The sequence below is a fragment of the Arthrobacter sp. OV608 genome (genome assembly GCA_900110595.1).
Classification (GTDB): Bacteria; Actinomycetota; Actinomycetes; order Actinomycetales; family Micrococcaceae; genus Arthrobacter.
On sequence record FOEZ01000023.1, the window covers coordinates 1 to 17,897 of the forward strand.

Here is a 17,897-nt window from a genome sequence, read left to right on the forward strand (position 1 = left end):
GCCACCCAGGTCACCGACGCCGCCAAGGACATGGTCCAGGACCTCAAGGAACCAGCCCAGGAAGCGATGGAGAACGTCAAAACCACCGCCACCGAAGGCGTCCAGAACGTCAAAGCCGAAGGCCAAGGCGCCGTCACCGACGTCAAAGACCGCGCCGCCGACGCCAAAACCAACGTCCAAAACACCTAAGCACCAACGCGGTACCCAAGGCATGAGCATCACCTGACAGGCCGGCCCCGCCATACCGCGGAGCCGGCCTCTCAGTTTTGCGCCCTTAGCGAGAGGACAACCCCATGGCCACTCAGGATTCATCCGAGACCAGCACAGCCAAAGCAGGCCAGGCTCCGGATCCGAACGACTCACGGAAGCCGGACAGCCCCAGGGACCTGGACAAGCCGAACTGGAAGTACATCGCCAAGAAGACCCTGCGGGAGTTCAGCAAAGACCAGTGCCCGGACCTCGCGGCAGCCCTGACCTACTACGCAGTCCTATCGTTGTTCCCGGCCATTCTGGCACTGGTTTCATTGGTCGGAATCTTCGGGGACGCGCAGAAAACGACGGATGCCCTGCTCCAAATAGTGCGGGGATTTGTCCCCGCCGAGACGGCCAATACCGTCGGGGGCGTTGTCTCGGATCTCGCCAACGCACCCGCTGCCGGGCTCACGCTCGTGCTCGGCCTTGCCACCGCCCTGTGGTCGGCCTCCGGCTACGTCGGGGCTTTCGGCCGGGCCATGAACCGGGTATACGAAGTGGACGAGGGCCGTCCGTTTATTAAGCTCCGCGGCACCATGCTGGTGGTTACGCTCTTTGCCGTTGTCGTCGTCGCCATCCTCGCCGGCATGCTGGTCCTGAGCGGGCCGGTCGCCGAGGCAGTGGGCGGCCTCATTGGGCTCAGCGGCGCGTTCCTGACAATCTGGAATATTGCCAAGTGGCCTGTCATGGTGGCGCTCATTATCGTGATCATTGCTGTGCTCTACTACGCAACCCCCAACGTCAAGCAGCCCAAGTTCAAGTGGATGAGCATGGGTTCAGGCATTGCACTGTTCGTCTTCCTGCTCGCATCCTTGGGCTTTGGGTTCTACGTGGGCAACTTCGGAAACTACAACAAGACCTACGGTGCCCTGGGCGGGGTGATCGTGATGCTGCTGTGGCTGTGGATCCTGAACATGTCCCTGCTTTTCGGTGCCGAGTTCGACGCGGAGACAGAGCGTGGCCGCCAGCTCCAGGCAGGCATCGAAGCCGAGGAAACCATCCAGCTTCCGCCGCGTGACACCAAGAAGAGCGAGAAGCTGCAGAAGCAGGCGGAAGAGGATATCCAGCACGGCCGCGAACTCCGCGAAAAGTACAGTGCCGAGAACGGGGGGAATGGGGACTCCGGCGGGGAAGGGGACCGGAGCGAGCGTTCCAGCCAGTCCGCGGAGCGCCACCGCGACAGGGTGCGGGACAAGCTCCGTGAGCGGGGTACCGGCAGCGAGTAGGAGGGTGGCCCCGGGGCGGCCGAAATGGCAGGCGCAGCCGGCGCCGCCTCCGGGGGCTAGGCAGGACCTTCAAGATAGGAGAAAATTGTTGTGAAGGTCCTGTTCAGGTTTCCCGGGTCAGCAAGGTGGTCCGGGACAAGGCGGGGCCGGCGGTGAGATGGCCTCTTCTGAGACCGAGGCCAGTCCCCCCAGTCGCCGTCGGCCCCCTCGATCCCCGCACGCGACGGCGCGACTGGACAAAGTGAACCGCCCTGCAATAGTTTCATGTTTACCCTGCGCGGACTCACTGGAGCCATGCAGGGCCGCTGAAGCAGATACGGCGGCAACACGGTCGACCCCGAATGAGCGAACATGCCTGCCACCCATTTTGAACAATTTATTGCTGAAGCAGTTGTCGCGGACAGGGAGCCCGGACTGGGCCTTCGCCGGGATGAACTCTATGGGCTCTACACCAGTTGGTGCCTGCTCCAGAAAGAGCAGCTTCAGGCACCGGAGGCCCTGTGGGAGGCACTGCAGGTCCACGGAATTAACCCGGACAGCAACAACCTGTCCATGACAGGCCCCGCCGCCGCAGACTACATCGTGGCCAGCGCCCCGGACTTGGTCTGAGTTCTTGTCCAAGGCCTGTTGAAGCTGCTCTTGGCTGGTTAGCATGGAGATCATGGCCGGTGAATTACCGTCTGCCGGCCACCAGCCGAAGGGAGAATCACCATGGGTTTGGATGACAAGATTGACAATGCCGCGGAAAAGATGGGCGGCAAAGCCAAAGAGGGTGCAGGCGCGGCCACGGACGACGAAAGCCTCCGCGCCGAAGGCAAGATGGACCAGTCCAAGGCCGACCTGAAGCAGGCCGGCGAAAAAATCAAGGATGCTTTCAAGAAGGATTAGGTCCGGGAAACCATAACCGCGAAAAAGGGCGGCTGCGGTTCCGCAGCAGCCCTTTTTCGTTCCTCCGGCTCCGGGTTCCCGGCCAGCTTCCCGGGAACCCGGCTAGGCAGGTTCGGTGACGGGTGCCGTGGCCGCCATGGTTTCGGCATTGACCATCCAGGCCAGCTGCTCCAGGCGCTCGATGACGGCATGGAGGAGATCAGCGCTGGTGGGATCTTCCTCATCCACCTCGTCGTGGACGTCCCTCATGGTCTGCACGGTCCGTTCAAGACGGGCGGTCATAAGTTTGACGGTGTCCTTGGTGCTGACCAGCCCTTGTGGGAACTCCTCCAGGCGGCTGCCGGAGGAGACGGTGCTGCTGCGGCCGTCAGGCAGGGCGTGCAGTGCCCGCATCCTCTCCGCTGCCTGGTCGGCGAAGAGCCTGGCTGCGGCAATGATCTCGTCCAGCTGCAGGTGCAGGTCGCGGAAATTGGTGCCCACCAGGTTCCAGTGGGCCTGTTTTCCCTGCAGGTGCAACTCAATGAGGTCAGTGAGCACCATCTGCAGGTTACTGGCAAGGGTGGGCGACGCTTTCATCATTTACCTCCGCTGCGGCTGCGTATCCGGCTGGGATCAACCGGACAATTACTATAAGCATACTTACCAGTTTGATGCAGGCAGTGACACCGGGGCACAGGCCGGCGCTACTTGATCCGGGCCAGTGCGAATCCGTCCCAGCCTTTGGAGCCCACCGTTTGAATGACGGTGGCATCAAGCCGGGGATGCTCGCCCAGCAGCTTCAGTGCGTCAACGATTCCCGGCGCGTTAACAGGATCCATGTCCGGATCCAGCACCGCACCTTCCCAAATGGTGTTATCCAGGACCACGGTGGTCCCGGGGCGGCCGAGTCGAACCGCCCATTCCAGGTAGCGGCTGTTGTTCTCTTTATCAGCGTCGATGAAGATGAAGTCGAAGGGTTCGCGGTCCTCCTCCGCCAAGGCCGCGAGCGTATCCAGGGCAGGTCCCAGCCGGATCTCCACCTTCTGTCCCAGTCCGGCGAAGTCAATATTCGCCCACGCGACTTCCGCGTGCTTGGGGAGGAATTCGCACGTCACCAGCGTGCCGTCGTCGGGCAGGCCCTGCCCCATCCAAATCGTACTGAAGCCCGCCAGCGTGCCAATCTCCAGCACCCGCCGGGCGCCGGACAGCTGGACCAAAAGCTTGAGCAGCTTGCCTGCGTTGGGCGCCACCTCGATGGGCGGCATACCGGCATCAGCTGCGGATTGCACTGCCCGGAGCAGGGCGGGATCGGGATGTACCACCACGTCGGACAGGAACTTTTCGGTGGCGGTCCACTCCGGGCGCGGCTTGTGCTCAAACATGGGCACAGTCTGGCACGGGCTCCGGCGCGGGTCCAGACAATTTGCGCTTCCCGAACCCAGCTGGCCCGGCAGGCAGCCGGCGCTTAGGGGTCCGCCGCCTCAGGAGGGGCCGTCAGCCAATGCTGCTTCGAGCCGGTCCACCTTGGCCGTCAACTCGCCAGAGTATCCCGGCCTGATGTCCGCCTTGATGACCAGGGAAACGCGGCTGCCGTAGTGGCCCACAGCCTCGGTTGCACGCTTTACGACATCAAAGACTTCGTCCCATTCACCCTCGATGGTGGTGAACATTGAATCCGTTGTATTGGGCAACCCTGACTCCCTGACGATTTTCACAGCGGCGGCGACGGCGTCGTGAACGGAGGCGTCCGCGGGCCGGGAGCCTTCAGCGGGGGTACCGGAGGGGGCAACAGAAAAGGCAAGCAGCATAGGGCCAGTGTGCCATGGTGAGGAGGCAGGGCGCAGGCGGAGCACGCCGCTGCGGCCGTCACAAAACCCCCTACCCCCCGGTAACGGTGATCGGCAGGACCACCATTGCTAACCTTTTGGCATGAGCCTCGCAGTCGCCCGCAAGCCGCTCCGCGCCGACGCAGCGCGGAATGTGGACAAGATCATTACGGCGGCGCGCCAATGCTTCCGCGAATTCGGCCCGGAAGTTCCGCTGCAGACCATTGCAGCGACGGCGGGCGTGGGTCCGGCCACCTTGTTCCGGAACTTCTCGGACAAAGAGGAGCTGGTCCTTGCAGCGCTTAACCGGCAGCTCCGGCTCACCGTTGATCCGGTGGTGGACGGCGCCCTGGCCGATATCGATGCCGCTGCAGGGCTGCTGCGTGTCATGGAGGCCCTGATGGCCGCCGCCAGCGACGACGCCAACCTTCTCGGGGCGGTTGCCGGCCGCCGGGAACTGCTCACCGGCATCACGGGCTCATTGATGGAATCGATCAGCATCCTGCTGGTCCGCGGGCAGGGCCAGGGAAGCCTGCGCGAGGACATCTCCATGACGGACATGTTCCGGCTGCTGGCCATGCTCATTGGGGTGGTGGACACCATGGAACCGGGATCAGATGCGTGGCGCAGGCCCCTGGCCCTGGTGGAGGATGCCATCAGGACAGTGCGGCCCAGCCGCCCGCTTCCTGTCCATGTGCCGGTGCCGGCCGCACCCCTGACGTCTCTCCCCTGACAGGCCAAAAACGGGACGCTGCCTTCCGCAAGGCGGCCCGGAGATGGCCCCGGACGCGGGGGACCGGCCCGGCGGGCCTCCCCATTGTGGGCGTTCAGCAGGTGCAATACACTTCAAGTGGGTTACGCAGCCAGCCTCTCTGAACTTTCCGGATGGAGCCCTCCATGCCCCAGTTCCTGCACTTCCAGCCCACGGCCGCATCGTGATGAACACCTCCAGGCTTCTGCACTACATCAACGATCCGCGGGGTCCAGAGGAAGTTCTGCCCACATTGTCGGGTGAGGAACTCGCGAAACTGTTGGATGCCCTTTTCCAAAACCTTGACACTCCCGAACCCGAGTTCGGCGCGCAGGCCTGGTATGAGATGGCAGTCGAAGAAAGCTTGCGACGGTCCACGTCGGCCGGTTCACGTGCAAGGGAAAGCGCTGCTGCAAGCGAAAGCGCCGCGCACGGAGTGGCATAACTGGCTGCTGCCCACAGCGGTTGTCCGGCCGGGCTTTATTCGGGGGCTTTGTCCGGGATGGCCGCCTGCCGGCCCACCACCTGTTCCGCCAATCTAGCCGCCGTTCGCTGCTGCCCTCGCCCGGAGTTCCTCGCCCACCATGGCCTGCAGCGCCAGGACCTGGGACGCCGGATGACAATCCATCCCACTTGCCAGGCTCTCTGACAGGGCTTCCAAGTCTTTGTCGGGACATCGGACAAGCCGGCGAATCGCCTGAAGAAGCGTTTGGCCGGGAGCCCAGCCTGGCGTCGTGAATTCTTGTGGAAGAGGGGGCGTCCGGCTTTGTCCCCGGTCGCGTGCAGTTGATTTTCCATCGTCGCCGTTCATACGAACCGTTCGTGGCCAACTGCATAGCCGTTTTCATACTACAACCCGCCGCTCCCCGCGGCAGTGACTGGCGTCACGCCGCCGGGACGTTGCTCAGTTCCAGCCCAGCATCCTCAACACTGCCGCAGTTCCGGCGCCCAACACCACCACCACCAGGAAGGGCGCCCGCAGCGCGAGTGCGATCGCCGCGGCCGCGAGCGCGCCCAGGCGTGCGTCCGCGGCCAGTGACTGTCCGGAAGCCACGGTGTTCACAACAGTGAGGGACGCCAGCAGACCGATGGTCATGGTTCCCGCCACCCTGGACATCCGGGGGTCCTTGAGGAGCCTGGCCGGGACAAAGTAGCCCATGAGCTTCCACGCGTAGGCCATGGCACAAGCGATGAGCAGCCAGATCCACAGACTCATGCGTCTGCCCCGGAAACGCCCTTGCCGCGCTGCCGGTCCTCACCGCCGCGGTGTTCGGCGCCCCGGTGGTGATGCCCGCGGTAGGGCTCGACATCCGGTTCCAGGCCCTCGTCGCTCCGGCCATGGCTGTACCAGCCGATCGCGGCTGCCACGACGGCCGCGACGAGGATTGGCACCCCCGCCGGAACGAAAGGCACTGCAGCCACCGTGGCAACAGCGCAGGCCACTGCGATGGCGATCGGTTCGCGGCCCTTCAGCCGGGGCCAGAGCAGAGCCAGGAAAGCAGCCACTGCCGCCCCGTCAAGTCCCCACTGCTTCGGGTCGCCCAACCCGCTGCCGGCGAGTGCCCCCACCGCTGTGAACAGGTTCCAGAGCACATAGATGCCGATGCCCGCTGCCCAGAAACCCCGGCGCTGCTCGGCGGGATCGGTCTGGCCTGTGCTCGTGGCGGTGGATTCGTCGATGGTCACCTGCGCCGCGACGTATTTCCGCCAGCCGGTGGGGTGCAGCAGTGCGTTGAGCTGCATGCCGTAAATTCCATTGCGCATCCCCAGCAGCGTGGCGGCGCTCATGGCTGCGATGCCCGATCCGCCCCCGCTTACAACACCGATGAAGGCGAATTGCGAGCCGCCGCTGAACAGCAGCAGGCTCAGCGCCATGGTTTGCCAGAAGTCCAGCCCCGATGTAACGGACAAGGCGCCGAAGGACACTCCGTACAAGCCCGTGGCAACACTGATGGACAGTCCCACCCGAACGGCAGGGGATGACAAGAGCTTCACACCCGGGCTCCCGGCTGGCGCCCGACAGGGGCCGATGCAGGCTTCCGGAGGCTCCAGGCCCACAGGATGAGAGGCGCTTGAAGCGGGAGCCGCAGCGTGTGCACTGTGCGCTGGCCGGGTGTTCCAACCGGGCTGTAGGCGCGGCGCAGGGCGTCGACGTGCCCGGCCAGGAAGACGGTGAACATGGCGGCGAGGGCAGTTGCGGTGGCCTTGCGCGCCGGCGGAACGAGGATGCCGGCGGCGGCCGCCAGCTCCAGCAGGCCGCTTACCGCGATCCACTCCTCCCTGGTCATCACCGCGAACGGCCGACGGCGGTCCGGCTCGCTGCCGTCGTCCCTGCCCTCCAGGCAGAGGTAGTCAGGCACTACCTGGCGGAAGAACAGGGGGTCGCGGAAGTGCTTCATGGCGCTGGCCAGAAGGAGGGCGCTCATGGCTGCAGCGGAAAGGCTTTGGAGGGCCCGGCCGGACCGGGGAAAAGGCATGCCTCCACTCAATCACAAGCGCGGCAGGGCCCGAAAACCAGCCCGGTCCACTGGACCCGTTATGCCCAGGCGAGCGCAGAACTTCCGTACGGTGCCGGCGGGCCGGGATAGTCGAGCGGTTGCCCGTCCACCACGAGGGGCGGGCCGACGTAGCGCAGGCCCCCGTAACTGCTGGCCGTGCTGCGCAGTTCGGGTGCGGGCAACTGCCGTAGTGGAAGATCCGGTGGCGGGGGCTGGAGGCTGAACAGCTCCTCGGCGGTGCGGACAAGGGACAACCGGGCCGATCCGCCCAGCCCCAACTCCTGGCGCCGGGCGAGCAGGGCGATGGCGGCCGCCGCCACGCCGTAGCCAGTGGCGTGGTCCAGGGCCTGGACAGGGAGCGCACCAGGCCGCCAGCCGTCGTCGTGATGTTCCGTCCCGTAAAGGGAGGCGATTCCGGTGGCCGCCTGGACAATGCTGTCGAAGCCGCGAAGGCCGCTCCACGGGCCGGTGCTGCCCCAGGCGTCCAGCGTGACCACCGCCAGCCCGGGCCGGGCCGCCAGCAGAACGTCCGGTTCAAGCCCAAAGCGCTCCAGGGAGCCCCGCCGGTATCCACTGATGACCACGTCGGCAGAAGCCAGCAACTCCTGCAACTGGTGCCGGTTCCCAGGGGCTGCAAGGTCCGCCTCGGCGCTCCGCTTGCCAAACCCGGTGTCCACGAACTGGTCCATAATTTCAGGAAGGCCTGGCGGATCAATCCGCAGGACGTCGGCGCCGAGCGCTCCCAGCAGGCGTGTGGCAACCGGCCCGGCAATAACCCGGGTCAGGTCCAGAACGCGCACGCCAGCCAAGGGGCGGCGTGGGTCGTCGCCGGACAGGCGGCGATTCCGGGCTGTCAAAGGTTCTCCGGAAGCAAAATTCACTTCGATCCAGGGACCACTGCCGTCCGCGCTGCCCATCCGGGAATTGAGCCACTCATTGCGGCTTCGGACGGCAGCGGCAACTCCTCCCCTGGCTTGAATCGCCGCTTCTGCTTCGAGCGAGGTCATGCCGGCAAGTGCCGCCGCCACCCCGTCTGCCGTGCTGACGTCCAGCGCCTGCATCAGCCGCTGTTCATGGTGCGGGTAATTGGCGTGGAGCCGGATCCAGCCGTCGCGGGTGCGCCGGAAACCGGACAGCGGGGCAAAGCCCTGGATGCCCCGCCCGCCAATCCGCAGATAGCCGTACGAATCGAACGCAGCCGCAGTCAGGGCAGCCGTAGTGCCGAACCGGCCCGGAGTTCCTGCCAGGAGGTTCAATGCTGCAGCGGCAGCTCCTACGGACGCCAGGGCCAGGCCTTCCACGTCCAGGAGGCCGCCCCACCACCGGCGCGGGCCGGACCAGGACCAGTCCGCCTTTCCCAACTCCAGCCCGGCGTCCGCGAACACCGGCACCAGGTCACGGAACAGCGGGGGAAGTTCACTGCCAGCCTGCACCATGGCCTAACTACCTTCCTTGCGGCGAGGCCACGTGCAACTGCCCCAACACGCGCGCGGGCACGTTGGTGGTGATCTCGTGGATACCAAGGCCCTGGCACAACGCCACATCCTGGTCCGTGTCCACGGTCCACACCCGGAGGCGCCGGCCCCGCTCCTGCCACCGCAGGATGGTGCCCGGATACCGGCGGACGTACTCGACGCCGGGACCGGCCAGTCCGGCTTCGCCGACGTCCAGGATCCGTTCCCCTTCCAACTGGGCAGCTTTCATCACGTTGGCTATAGCTCCCCCGGTAATCAGCCCCAGGCCCAGTTCCTCGCGGAGTTCGCTCACGTCCACGTCATCCACCAGCTGGCAGACGTATTGCGCCGGAACTGAACGGAGCAGCCGGCGGACGGATTCGGGGCTGAAGCTCATGAAGGTCACCGACACGTTGTCTATGCAAGAGTCCGCCGCACCCCAGCCCGAGGCCCGCAGGACCTCAAGCACCCGGTCCTCCAGCTTGAGCTGATAGGGGCTGGGATGCTTCAGCTCGATGGCGAGCCGAACGGGCCGGCCGGCAGCGCGGAGGATCTCCAGCAGTTCCGGAAGCGTCAGGAACTGCTCCGACCGCGCCCCGTACATTTCCGGAATGCGCACGCCCTTCCAGGACGAAAAGTCCAGGCGGCGCAGTTCGCGCAGCGTGCGTTCCGCCACCGGCCCGGTTCCGTCTGAAGTACGGTCAAGGTTGGCGTCGTGCAGGAGGACGACGTGCTGGTCGCGGGTGAGGTGGACATCGCACTCCACGCCGTCCGCCCCGTCCGCCAACGCCTGCAGATAGGCGGCGCGGGTGTGCTCGGCGAACGCGGCGCTCGAGCCGCGGTGGGCAAAGACCAGCGGCCGCTGCGGCAGTGACTCTTCAGTAGTCATGCAGCCACGGTAGCCGACCCGGCCAGGACTGCGGCGATAGGCTTGGCACATGCAGGTGAACTCTGAGCCAACTACCCGCGAAGCACCCACCAGGCCGGCACCCGCCGGACCATCCGACGAAAAGGCGCGTCCCGCCGTCGTCCGCCAGCAGCTCACTGCCGGCGACGCCGAAAAGGCGGCAGCGCTGCGGAAAATGAAGCTTGTGGCGCTGGGACTGCTCATCGCCATGGCCGTGGTTTTTGTGTTCGCCTTTGCCCTGCAAAGGGAGTACCCGTGGCTCCAATACGTGCGGGCGGCCGCGGAGGGCGGCATGGTGGGCGCGCTGGCCGACTGGTTCGCCGTCACGGCGCTGTTCAAGTACCCCATGGGCATCAAAATCCCGCACACGGCGATTATTCCGCGCCGCAAGGACCAGATCGGCGCCTCGCTGGGCGAGTTCGTGGAGACGAACTTCCTGTCCGAGCAGGTGGTCCAGGACAAGCTGGCAAGCGTGAACATCGCCCGCCGGGCCGGCGAGTGGCTCGCCACCCCGGCCGGTGCCAACCGCGTGGCCAAGGAGGGCGCGGCCGTTATCCGGGGCTTGTTCAAGGTCCTGAACGACGACGACGTCCAGGCGGTCATCGAAGGAATGGTGCGCAAGCACCTGCTCACTCCGCCGTGGGGACCTCCGGTGGGCAAGCTGGCGGAGCGGATTTTCCACGACGGGCACCACCACAAGCTGGTGGACCTGCTGGTGGACCGGGCGGCCGACTGGGTCAGCGAAAACCATGAAACGGTCAGCCGGCTCGTCTCGGAGCGTTCGCCCACCTGGGTTCCGCAGTTCGTGGACGGGCTGGTGGGCGACAAGGTCTACATCGAGTTCCTGAAGTTCGTCCGGGCCGTCCAGTCCGATCCGAACCACCAGGTCCGGCAGTCCATCGACAAGTACCTGAACGATCTCGCCCAGGACCTGCAGCACGATCCGGTGATGATCGCCCGCGCGGAGGACATCAAGGCCCAGGTCCTCGGCGATCCGGAGGTGCGCGAGCTTGCCTCCCGCACCTGGGGCACGGTGAAGAATGCCCTGCTCGGCGCCGTCGAGGATCCGGACAGCGAGCTGACCGTCAAGTTCAAGGCGGCCGTTCGCGACTTCGGCTCCAGGCTGGTCAACGACCCCGAACTCGCCGGCAAGGTCAACGCCTGGATTGGCGATGCCGCGGGCTATCTGGTGCGGACCTACCGCTCGGACATTGCCGGGGTGATCACCGATACCGTGGCCCGGTGGGATGCCGAGGAGACCTCGCAGAAGATCGAGCTCCAGGTGGGCAAGGACCTGCAGTTCATCCGGATCAACGGCACCGTGGTGGGCTCACTGGCCGGCCTGGCGATCTTTACGGTGGCGCACCTGATTTTCGGGTGAGCCCAGCTACTTTTCACAGCAACGCGGGGTCACAAAACGCCCAATAAACGGCCGTACATGGGCCAGGAGTGACCCCGCGTTGCTCCAAAGGCCCGACCTAGGCGAACGGTTCCAGTTCAACGCCGGCGGCCTCCAGCCCGGCCCGGACGGCCGCAGCCATCTCCACGGCACCGGGGGTGTCGCCATGGATGCACAGGGAGTCCGGCCGCACCTGGACCACTGTCCCGTCCAGCGCCACCACTTCGCCTTTAGTCGCCAGGCGCACCGCACGCTCGACGATCGCGTCGACGTCGTGCAGGACGGCGCCTTCCTGCGAGCGCGGCACCAGGGTCCCGTCGCCCTGGTAGGCGCGGTCCACGAAGGCTTCGATGAAGACCGGATGTCCCGCTTCCTTGGCCTGCTTCAACAGCTCAGACCCTGGCAGGCCAAGGATGGGCAGGCCGGGATCGTAGGAGTTCACGGCGGCCACTACCGCAGAGGCCTGTTCGGAGTCGTGCACCAGCCTGTTGTACAGCGCCCCGTGCGGTTTCACGTAATCCACCGAGGCGCCCACGGCGTGCGCCACGCCGTCCAGCGCGCCCAGCTGGTACAGCACATCGCCGAACAGCTCATCGAAGGACGTGTCCAGCGAGCGGCGGCCGAAACCGGCGAGGTCGCGGTAGCCCACGTGCGCACCGACAGTTACATCAAGCTCATAGGCGGCGCGGCAGCTGTCCAGCATGGTGACGGGGTCGCCGGCGTGGAATCCGCAGGCAACGTTGGCGCTGGTGACCAGCTGGAACATCGCGGCGTCGTCCCCCATGGTCCAGGAGCCGAATGATTCGCCGAGGTCAGCGTTGAGATCCAAGGTTGTTGCCTTCCAGCGTCAGGTGGTCCGGTGCGGCAGCGTTCAGCTCGCCGGGAATCGTATCCGGCATGGGACCAAACGCTTCCTTCGCGTTCCCCACCACTGCCCGCCCCATCATGAGGTTACCGGCTCCGCCCACCACGGCGCCGATGCCGAACGGCAGCGCCCGGCCGAACAGGGCAGTTCCCTGGCGTTTGAGGAGGTTCTTGAGGAAGGCTTTCTGGATGCGGTTGCGGACCGAACCGAAGCCGGGCACCGACATGGATTTGGACAGGACATTGCCCCAGGCCCTGGTGGCGTTCATGCCGTTGCCGGCTGCCTGTCCGCCGAGCGTTCCGAGCAGGGCCGTGCCCTCCTCGCCCAGCATGATGGCCATCACCATGGTGCTGGCCTTTTCCGGGTTGGTAAGGCGGATGCCGTGCAACTCCGCGAGGGAGGTGGCGTACAGCGCGGTTGCTTCGAGGAACCCTACTGTCGCCGCAGCGGACAGTCCCAGGGACGCGACTGTGCCAACGCCGGGAACGACGGCGGTGGCCCCCACGATTGCGCCGCCTCCGGTGACGGCACGCAGGTAGTCCCGCTCCAGGATGTCTGCCAGCTGGGCGGCGGTGGCGCGCGGGTGCTTTTTCTGCAGCCGGCGGATGTAGGCCAGGACCAGCGGACGCTGGATCTCCACTGCCTTCAGGAGCGCGTTGTGGACTCCGGGCTTGGGCTTGCCGTCGGCGTCGAACACTGCATTATGGGCGGTTTCGGTTGCGATTCGTACTGCGGGGTTGCTGCGCCTGGCCATGGTCACCTCTGTTGGTCTCGCCGGCCGCGTTGGTTGCGGCTCTCCTGATACTAAGCTTGCTTAACATTAGGCCACGCATGGTGGCTGGCCCCAGTCGGTTTTCACGGTATCAACCGCGTGCCGCCTGTCCGGCCGAAGCCTAGACTTACCCTATGCCCGCTCCCAAAGCTTTGCGGCCCTTTGTCCACCGTGAGTACCGGGTACTGATTTCGGCACTGGCCATCTCCATTTTCGGCTCCGGCATGTGGGCCGTTGCAATGGTTTACCAGGTGATCCATCTCGGCGGTGGACCGTTGGAGCTGTCCCTGGTGGCCGCGGCCGGCAGCGTGGGCCTGGTGGCCTTTGTCCTGGCCGGCGGCATCGCGGCCGACCGGATTCCGCAGCGCCGCCTGATCATTGCAGTCGAGGGTGCCAACCTGGCCGTTATCGCCGCCATCAGCGGACTGGCGCTCGCCGGCTGGCTGCAGCTCTGGCACGTTGCCGCGGGCGCTTTTGTGCTCGGCGTCGGGGCTGCCTTCTTCTTCCCCGCCTACTCCGCGATCCTGCCGCGCATCCTTCCGGCAGAGGACCTGCTGGCCGCGAACGGGATGGAGGGATCCATGCGGCCGGTCCTCCAGCAGGCCGCCGGCCCGGCCGTTGCAGGTGTTGTGGTGGCTGCCCTGTCGCCGTCGCACGCCGTGACGGCTGTGGCGCTGTGCCACCTTTCGGCCTTCATCATCCTGAACTTCCTGGGCCGGCACGAACTGGCTGCGCCGGCCAACGGCACAGAGGACGGTGGCACCCCAAGCCGCAAGTCGTCCTTTTTCCAGGACCTGCGCGAAGGGGTCAGCTACACGCTGCGGACCCCGTGGCTGCTTTGGACCCTGATCTGGGCGTGCATTTCGGTCCTCTTCCTGATCGGCCCCATCGAGGTGCTGCTGCCGTTTGTGGTCCGCGACCAGCTGGGTGGAGACTCCAGCATGTTCGGGTTCCTGCTCGCCGTCATGGGTGTGGGCGCGGCCCTCGGCTCGCTGCTCACGGCCTCCCTGCGGCTGCCCAGGCGCTACCTCACGGTGATGATGGTGAGCTGGGGCGCGGGCAGCCTGCCCCTGGCCGCCGTCGGGATCATGGACACCTTCTGGGCCATCGCGGTGGCGCTGTTCATCTTCGGCGCCACCGGCAGCGTGGGCATGGTGATCTGGGGCACGCTGCTCCAGCGGCGCGTTCCGCCCCACCTCCTGGGCCGGGTGTCCAGCCTGGACTTCTTCGTCTCGCTCGCCCTGATGCCGGTGTCCATGGCCCTGGCCGGACCCGCCGCCGAAGTCCTGCCCATCTGGCTGATCTTCGTGGTGGCAGGGGGCGTGTGCCCCATCATGGCGGTCATCGCCATGATGGTGGCACGGATGCCCGACGACGAACTGGCCCACCCGCTGGACCGGTCACCTGGGGTGGAAAGGACGACGGCGGGCGAAGGCCAGGTGCGCGGCTGAACTTCCGGAAGGCGCCCTTAGCTGTTGGCGTGCACTACCGGGAGGCTCGCCGTCGGATGTCCGCTCGGGAACACCGTGGACTCCGGCACCGGAACCGGCGCGAGTCCCACCCGGACCGGTTCAGCGCCCACAGTCACCAACTGGCCGCGGACGTCCACGTCGAGCGGATCGCCTTCCTGGATGGCCAGGGTGAGCGCGCCGGCGTCGAGCTGGACCCGCAGCAGCCGGCCGCGGATCTTGAGGTGGAAAGTGAGCCCCTCCCACTCGGCAGGCAGCCGCGGATCGAAGAACGGAACAGGGCCCTGGTCCCGCAGGCCGGCAAAGCCGCAGACCAGCGAGCTCCACACCCCGCCGGTGGAAGCGATGTGCACGCCGTCGATGGTGTTGCCATGCGTATCATCCAGGTCGATGAACACCGCGTTGGTGAAGTGTTCCAGCGCTTCGCGCGAGTATCCCACTTCGGCGGCCATGATGCCCTGCACGCAGGCGGAAAGCGTTGAGTCTCCGGTGGTCAGCGGATCGTAGAAGTCGAAGGCCCGGTGCTTTTCCTCGGCGGTGAAATCCTGCCACTGCAGGAACATGGCCAGGACGGTGTCGGCCTGCTTCAGGACCTGGTGGCGGTAGATGACCAGCGGGTGGAAGTGCAGGAGCAGCGGGTACTTGGACCGGGGCGTGGTCCAGTCCCAGGACTCCAGGGTCATAAAGTCGTTGTCCTGCGAATACACCTGCATGCGCTCATCAAACGGCAGCTGCATCCGGTTCGCTGCTGCCTCCCACAGCTGCCGCTCTTCCTGGCTGATGCCGGCGTGCCGCAGGGCAGCGGCGGCGCGCAGGTTAAAGCGGGCCATGACATTGGTGTAGAGGTTGTCATTGACCACTGCCGTGTACTCGTCAGGACCCGTGACGCCGTGGATGTGGAACATGCCGTCTTTGCCGAAGAAGCCCAGTGAAATCCACATCCGGGCCGTCTCGATCAACAGGTCGGCACCGATGCTGTCACGGAACGCCACGTCCCCCGTGGCCCAGACGAACCGGTTGGTGGCGAAGGCGATGGCGGCGGCGATGTGGAACTGGGCCGTGCCGGCGGCGTAATACGCACTGGCCTCAAGCCCGTTGATGGTGCGCCACGGGAACAACGCGCCTTCCACGCTCAGTTCCTTGGCCCGGATCTTGGCTTCAGGGAGCATGGCGTGGCGGAACTCCAGGACCCGGCGGGCGCCAACGGGGTTGGTGTAGGTCAGGTACGGCAGGAGGTACACCTCCTGGTCCCAGAAATAGTGGCCCTCGTAACCGGAGCCCGTAACGCCTTTCGCGGGGATCCCGGCCACGTCCGCGCGTGCCGTTGCCTGGGCCAGCTGGAACAGGTTCCAGCGGATGGCCTGCTGGAGTTCCGGCGTACCGCCGGACACCACGATGTCCGAGGTGGACCAGTGCTCGCGGTAGTGCGCCTCGCTTTCGGCGAAGATGTCAGCAACCGGCTTCAGGCCAGCTTCTGCGACGGCGGCAGCATCAATGGAGGGGTCCTGGATTCCGGCGCCCGCGGCGTAGCTGACGGTCTTTTCCAGGCGGAACGGCTCATCCGGGCCCACTGCCAGCACATAGCGGACGCTGCTGTCGTCCTGGTCCACGAGGGTATCGAACGGCTGGTGGCCCGCCGAGGTCCAGTGGTCCACCGCGACGCCCACCCGCTGCTTGGATTCGGCTGCTTCCCAGGCAAGGCGGAGCGAGCCGTCGCCACCATCGAGGCGCAGCGGCAGCAGCACGCGTCCGGCGTGGCGGCCTGCCCGGCGGGGGTCATGGACCGAGTGGTCCTCCACGGGCTGGTCCTGGCGGTTGATCACCGAGGACGTGACGTCCACGGAGATCTCGCGGTCGGTGGCCACCTCGAGTGAAATGCCGAGGGCGCCGCGGGTTGCGAAGCCGACGGCGCGGCGTTCCGTGGTGGTGACGGCGGCCCCGGAGCGGCACTGCCAGGTGATGCGGCATTCGTAGACTCCGGTAGCGAAGTCAACGGAACGGCGGTAGTCCAGGACCTCGGATTCGGCCAGGGTGAGGGACTCGCCGTCGATGACCACGGTGAAGTTGTTGGCGTCCGGGATGTACAGGATGCGTTGGCCGGTCCTGGCAAAGCCGAAGGCGTTTTCGGCGTGCTTGATGTCCCAGATCTCGTGCAATCCGTTAATGAAGCTGCCCGGCAGGTCGGAGTCTGCCGCCGCCCAGTGGGCGCCGCGGATTCCAAGGTGCCCGTTGCCGAGGGCAAAGAGGGTTTCCAGGGTGCCTTCGACGCCCGGCTCGTGGCGTGTTTCGACGAGTTGCCAGGGGGTGTTGGGGAACCGCTCGCGGTCTGCGGAGATGATAGCCATGGTGTTGGGGTCCTTAGGCGGGTGCTGGGGCAGCTGTCGTTGGCCTGGGGCGGGCTCGGCAGCTTGGGTGCTGCTACTGCGTGCTTAAGTAGTTCGTTGGGTCCGGGTGCCGGGATGGGGGAACCGGCTGGGCCCTGGTCAGAGGAGTTCGTCGAGGTCGTTGACCACCACGGTCGCTCCGGCGTCCAGCAGGGTTTGCCGTCCCGCGCCGCGGTCCACACCGATGACCGAGTGGAACGAACCGGCCTCTCCGGCCTGGACACCGGAGACGGCGTCCTCCACCACTACGCATTCCTCACTGGGCAGGCCCAGCAGCTGGGCGGCGTACTGGTAGGTGGCGGGGCTGGGTTTGCCCGGCAGGCCTTCCCCGGCCGCCACCACGCCGTCCACAACTACACGGAAGTGGTGGCTGAGGCCGGCCGCTTCCAGGACTGCTGGCGCGTTCCGTGAGGAGGAAACGACGGCGACCTTCAGTCCGCGCTCCAGCACGGCTTCCAGGAAGCGAACGGAGCCTTCGAACGGTTCCACGCCCGTGCTGACAATGTCGTTGAAAATCCGGTTCTTGCGGTTGCCCAGGCCCTGCACAGTGGTGTTGGCGGGGTCGTCATCTGTGGGGCCTTCGGGAAGGACTATCCCGCGTGAAGCCAGGAAATCGCGGACGCCGTCAAACCGCGGCTTGCCGTCGATGTGGTCGAAGTAGTCGCTCTCGCTGTAGCCCGTGACCTCCGGCCGGGAGGAGAGGTAGCTTTCGAACAACTCCTGCCATGCCTGTTCATGCACCGTTGCGGTGGGGGTCAGCACGCCGTCCAGGTCAAAGAGGATGGCCGAGGCGCCCGTCCAGGCGGTGAGGCTGTTGACGGGATGGTCTGTGGCGGTGTTTTCAGTCATGGGTGGTGCGGTGTCCTTTCAGACGGCGGGCAGCCTCGAAGGCGGGGTTGCTTCTGGGGTGTGGTGGCTTCGGTGCCCGGATCATCTGCAGAGTCGGCGGGCCTGCCGGCGTTACATGCGCAGCGGTGGTGTCCCAACTGCTGTCCCGGTTGTCCCTGTTGTCATCCCGCCGGGGAGCCTTGCCGGCGCCCTGCTGATCCATCTGTTCCTACCATCATGGGCCTGTTTCGGGCCGCCGGACAAGCCGGCCGGACGTCCGGCGCTGCCGCAGCAGCCACCAATGATGCGCCTGAACGGGCTGCCGCAAAGCATCCGCACCGCACCACCTTCCGTGTCTGCCCAGTTCACGGCCGCGCACGCGGCCGAAGACGAGTGTAA

The 17,897-nt window shown here is 65.9% G+C and carries 19 protein-coding genes and 1 pseudogene; 7 read left to right on the top strand and 13 right to left on the bottom strand.

All coding sequences use genetic code 11. The features are described from left to right. The 4 genes and pseudogenes from BMX78_RS19975 to BMX78_RS19990 form a co-directional block, all read left to right on the top strand. Positions 1–189: pseudogene (locus tag BMX78_RS19975) on the top strand (DUF3618 domain-containing protein); the annotation flags it as partial. A gap of 104 nt (positions 190–293) precedes the next feature. Next, positions 294–1,478, top strand: a complete 1,185-nt coding sequence (locus BMX78_RS19980) for a YihY/virulence factor BrkB family protein (RefSeq protein WP_091423533.1) — start codon at positions 294–296, stop codon at positions 1,476–1,478. Between the two features lie 351 nt (positions 1,479–1,829). Beyond that, positions 1,830–2,087, top strand: coding sequence for a hypothetical protein (locus BMX78_RS19985; protein WP_091423536.1), 258 nt, complete (start codon positions 1,830–1,832; stop codon positions 2,085–2,087). A 102-nt stretch (positions 2,088–2,189) separates the two neighbouring features. After that, positions 2,190–2,366, top strand: a complete 177-nt coding sequence (locus BMX78_RS19990) for a CsbD family protein (protein WP_091423538.1) — start codon at positions 2,190–2,192, stop codon at positions 2,364–2,366. 102 nt (positions 2,367–2,468) lie between these two features. Here BMX78_RS19990 and BMX78_RS19995 read toward each other — a convergent pair whose 3' ends face one another. From BMX78_RS19995 to BMX78_RS20005, 3 genes are all read right to left on the bottom strand, one after another. Further along, entirely contained in the window at positions 2,469–2,942 is a 474-nt protein-coding gene (locus BMX78_RS19995) for a Dps family protein (RefSeq protein WP_091423658.1), read from the bottom strand. Between the two features lie 107 nt (positions 2,943–3,049). Further along, positions 3,050–3,727, bottom strand: coding sequence for an O-methyltransferase (locus tag BMX78_RS20000; protein ID WP_091423541.1), 678 nt, complete (start codon positions 3,725–3,727; stop codon positions 3,050–3,052). A 99-nt stretch (positions 3,728–3,826) separates the two neighbouring features. After that, on the bottom strand, positions 3,827–4,153 hold the full coding sequence (locus BMX78_RS20005; protein ID WP_091423542.1) for a thiamine-binding protein: 327 nt from the start codon (positions 4,151–4,153) through the stop codon (positions 3,827–3,829). Between the two features lie 121 nt (positions 4,154–4,274). On the opposite strand from BMX78_RS20005, the gene BMX78_RS20010 reads away from it, so the two are divergent. Further along, positions 4,275–4,904 (top strand): TetR/AcrR family transcriptional regulator, encoded by a 630-nt coding sequence (locus BMX78_RS20010; protein ID WP_091423545.1) that lies wholly within the window; start codon positions 4,275–4,277, stop codon positions 4,902–4,904. A gap of 922 nt (positions 4,905–5,826) precedes the next feature. Here BMX78_RS20010 and BMX78_RS20025 read toward each other — a convergent pair. Genes BMX78_RS20025 through BMX78_RS20045 form a run of 5 tightly spaced genes read right to left on the bottom strand, consistent with a single transcriptional unit; the run spans position 5,827 to position 9,763 of the window. Next, positions 5,827–6,138, bottom strand: a complete 312-nt coding sequence (locus BMX78_RS20025) for an AzlD domain-containing protein (protein ID WP_091423547.1) — start codon at positions 6,136–6,138, stop codon at positions 5,827–5,829. Further along, positions 6,135–6,917 (bottom strand): AzlC family ABC transporter permease, encoded by a 783-nt coding sequence (locus BMX78_RS20030; protein ID WP_091423549.1) that lies wholly within the window; start codon positions 6,915–6,917, stop codon positions 6,135–6,137. The genes BMX78_RS20025 and BMX78_RS20030 overlap by 4 nt, the downstream gene beginning before the upstream one ends. After that, positions 6,914–7,399 (bottom strand): DoxX family protein, encoded by a 486-nt coding sequence (locus BMX78_RS20035; protein ID WP_091423552.1) that lies wholly within the window; start codon positions 7,397–7,399, stop codon positions 6,914–6,916. The genes BMX78_RS20030 and BMX78_RS20035 overlap by 4 nt, the downstream gene beginning before the upstream one ends. A 59-nt stretch (positions 7,400–7,458) precedes the next feature. After that, positions 7,459–8,856: a CoA transferase gene (locus tag BMX78_RS20040; protein WP_091423553.1), complete on the bottom strand. Its 1,398-nt coding sequence runs from the start codon at positions 8,854–8,856 to the stop codon at positions 7,459–7,461. Positions 8,857–8,863: 7 nt separating this feature from the next. Further along, entirely contained in the window at positions 8,864–9,763 is a 900-nt protein-coding gene (locus BMX78_RS20045; RefSeq protein ID WP_091423556.1) for a glycerophosphodiester phosphodiesterase, read from the bottom strand. A gap of 49 nt (positions 9,764–9,812) precedes the next feature. On the opposite strand from BMX78_RS20045, the gene BMX78_RS20050 reads away from it, so the two are divergent. Further along, positions 9,813–11,162, top strand: coding sequence for a DUF445 domain-containing protein (locus BMX78_RS20050; protein WP_091423559.1), 1,350 nt, complete (start codon positions 9,813–9,815; stop codon positions 11,160–11,162). A gap of 97 nt (positions 11,163–11,259) precedes the next feature. On the opposite strand, the gene BMX78_RS20055 is transcribed toward BMX78_RS20050, so the two are convergent. Together BMX78_RS20055 and BMX78_RS20060 are read right to left on the bottom strand one after the other, a co-directional pair. After that, the gene (locus tag BMX78_RS20055; protein WP_091423561.1) at positions 11,260–12,009 is read right to left on the bottom strand and encodes a LamB/YcsF family protein; all 750 of its coding nucleotides are present in this window, start codon (positions 12,007–12,009) and stop codon (positions 11,260–11,262) included. Further along, positions 11,993–12,799, bottom strand: a complete 807-nt coding sequence (locus BMX78_RS20060; RefSeq protein ID WP_091423563.1) for a hypothetical protein — start codon at positions 12,797–12,799, stop codon at positions 11,993–11,995. The genes BMX78_RS20055 and BMX78_RS20060 overlap by 17 nt, the downstream gene beginning before the upstream one ends. Before the next feature lie 152 nt (positions 12,800–12,951). On the opposite strand from BMX78_RS20060, the gene BMX78_RS20065 reads away from it, so the two are divergent. Further along, on the top strand, positions 12,952–14,268 hold the full coding sequence (locus tag BMX78_RS20065; protein ID WP_091423566.1) for an MFS transporter: 1,317 nt from the start codon (positions 12,952–12,954) through the stop codon (positions 14,266–14,268). Between the two features lie 17 nt (positions 14,269–14,285). Here BMX78_RS20065 and BMX78_RS20070 read toward each other — a convergent pair whose 3' ends face one another. From BMX78_RS20070 to BMX78_RS22875, 3 genes are all read right to left on the bottom strand, one after another. Next, on the bottom strand, positions 14,286–16,631 hold the full coding sequence (locus tag BMX78_RS20070) for a glycoside hydrolase family 65 protein (RefSeq protein ID WP_091423568.1): 2,346 nt from the start codon (positions 16,629–16,631) through the stop codon (positions 14,286–14,288). 138 nt (positions 16,632–16,769) lie between these two features. After that, positions 16,770–17,519 carry an HAD family hydrolase gene (locus tag BMX78_RS20075; protein WP_091423570.1) on the bottom strand — a complete coding sequence of 250 codons (750 nt, stop codon included), beginning with the start codon at positions 17,517–17,519 and terminating at the stop codon, positions 16,770–16,772. Continuing rightward, complete coding sequence (locus tag BMX78_RS22875; RefSeq protein WP_139205041.1) at positions 17,512–17,721, bottom strand: hypothetical protein; 210 nt, start codon at positions 17,719–17,721, stop codon at positions 17,512–17,514. Before BMX78_RS22875 ends, BMX78_RS20075 begins: the two co-directional genes overlap by 8 nt. Positions 17,722–17,897 lie beyond the last annotated feature (176 nt).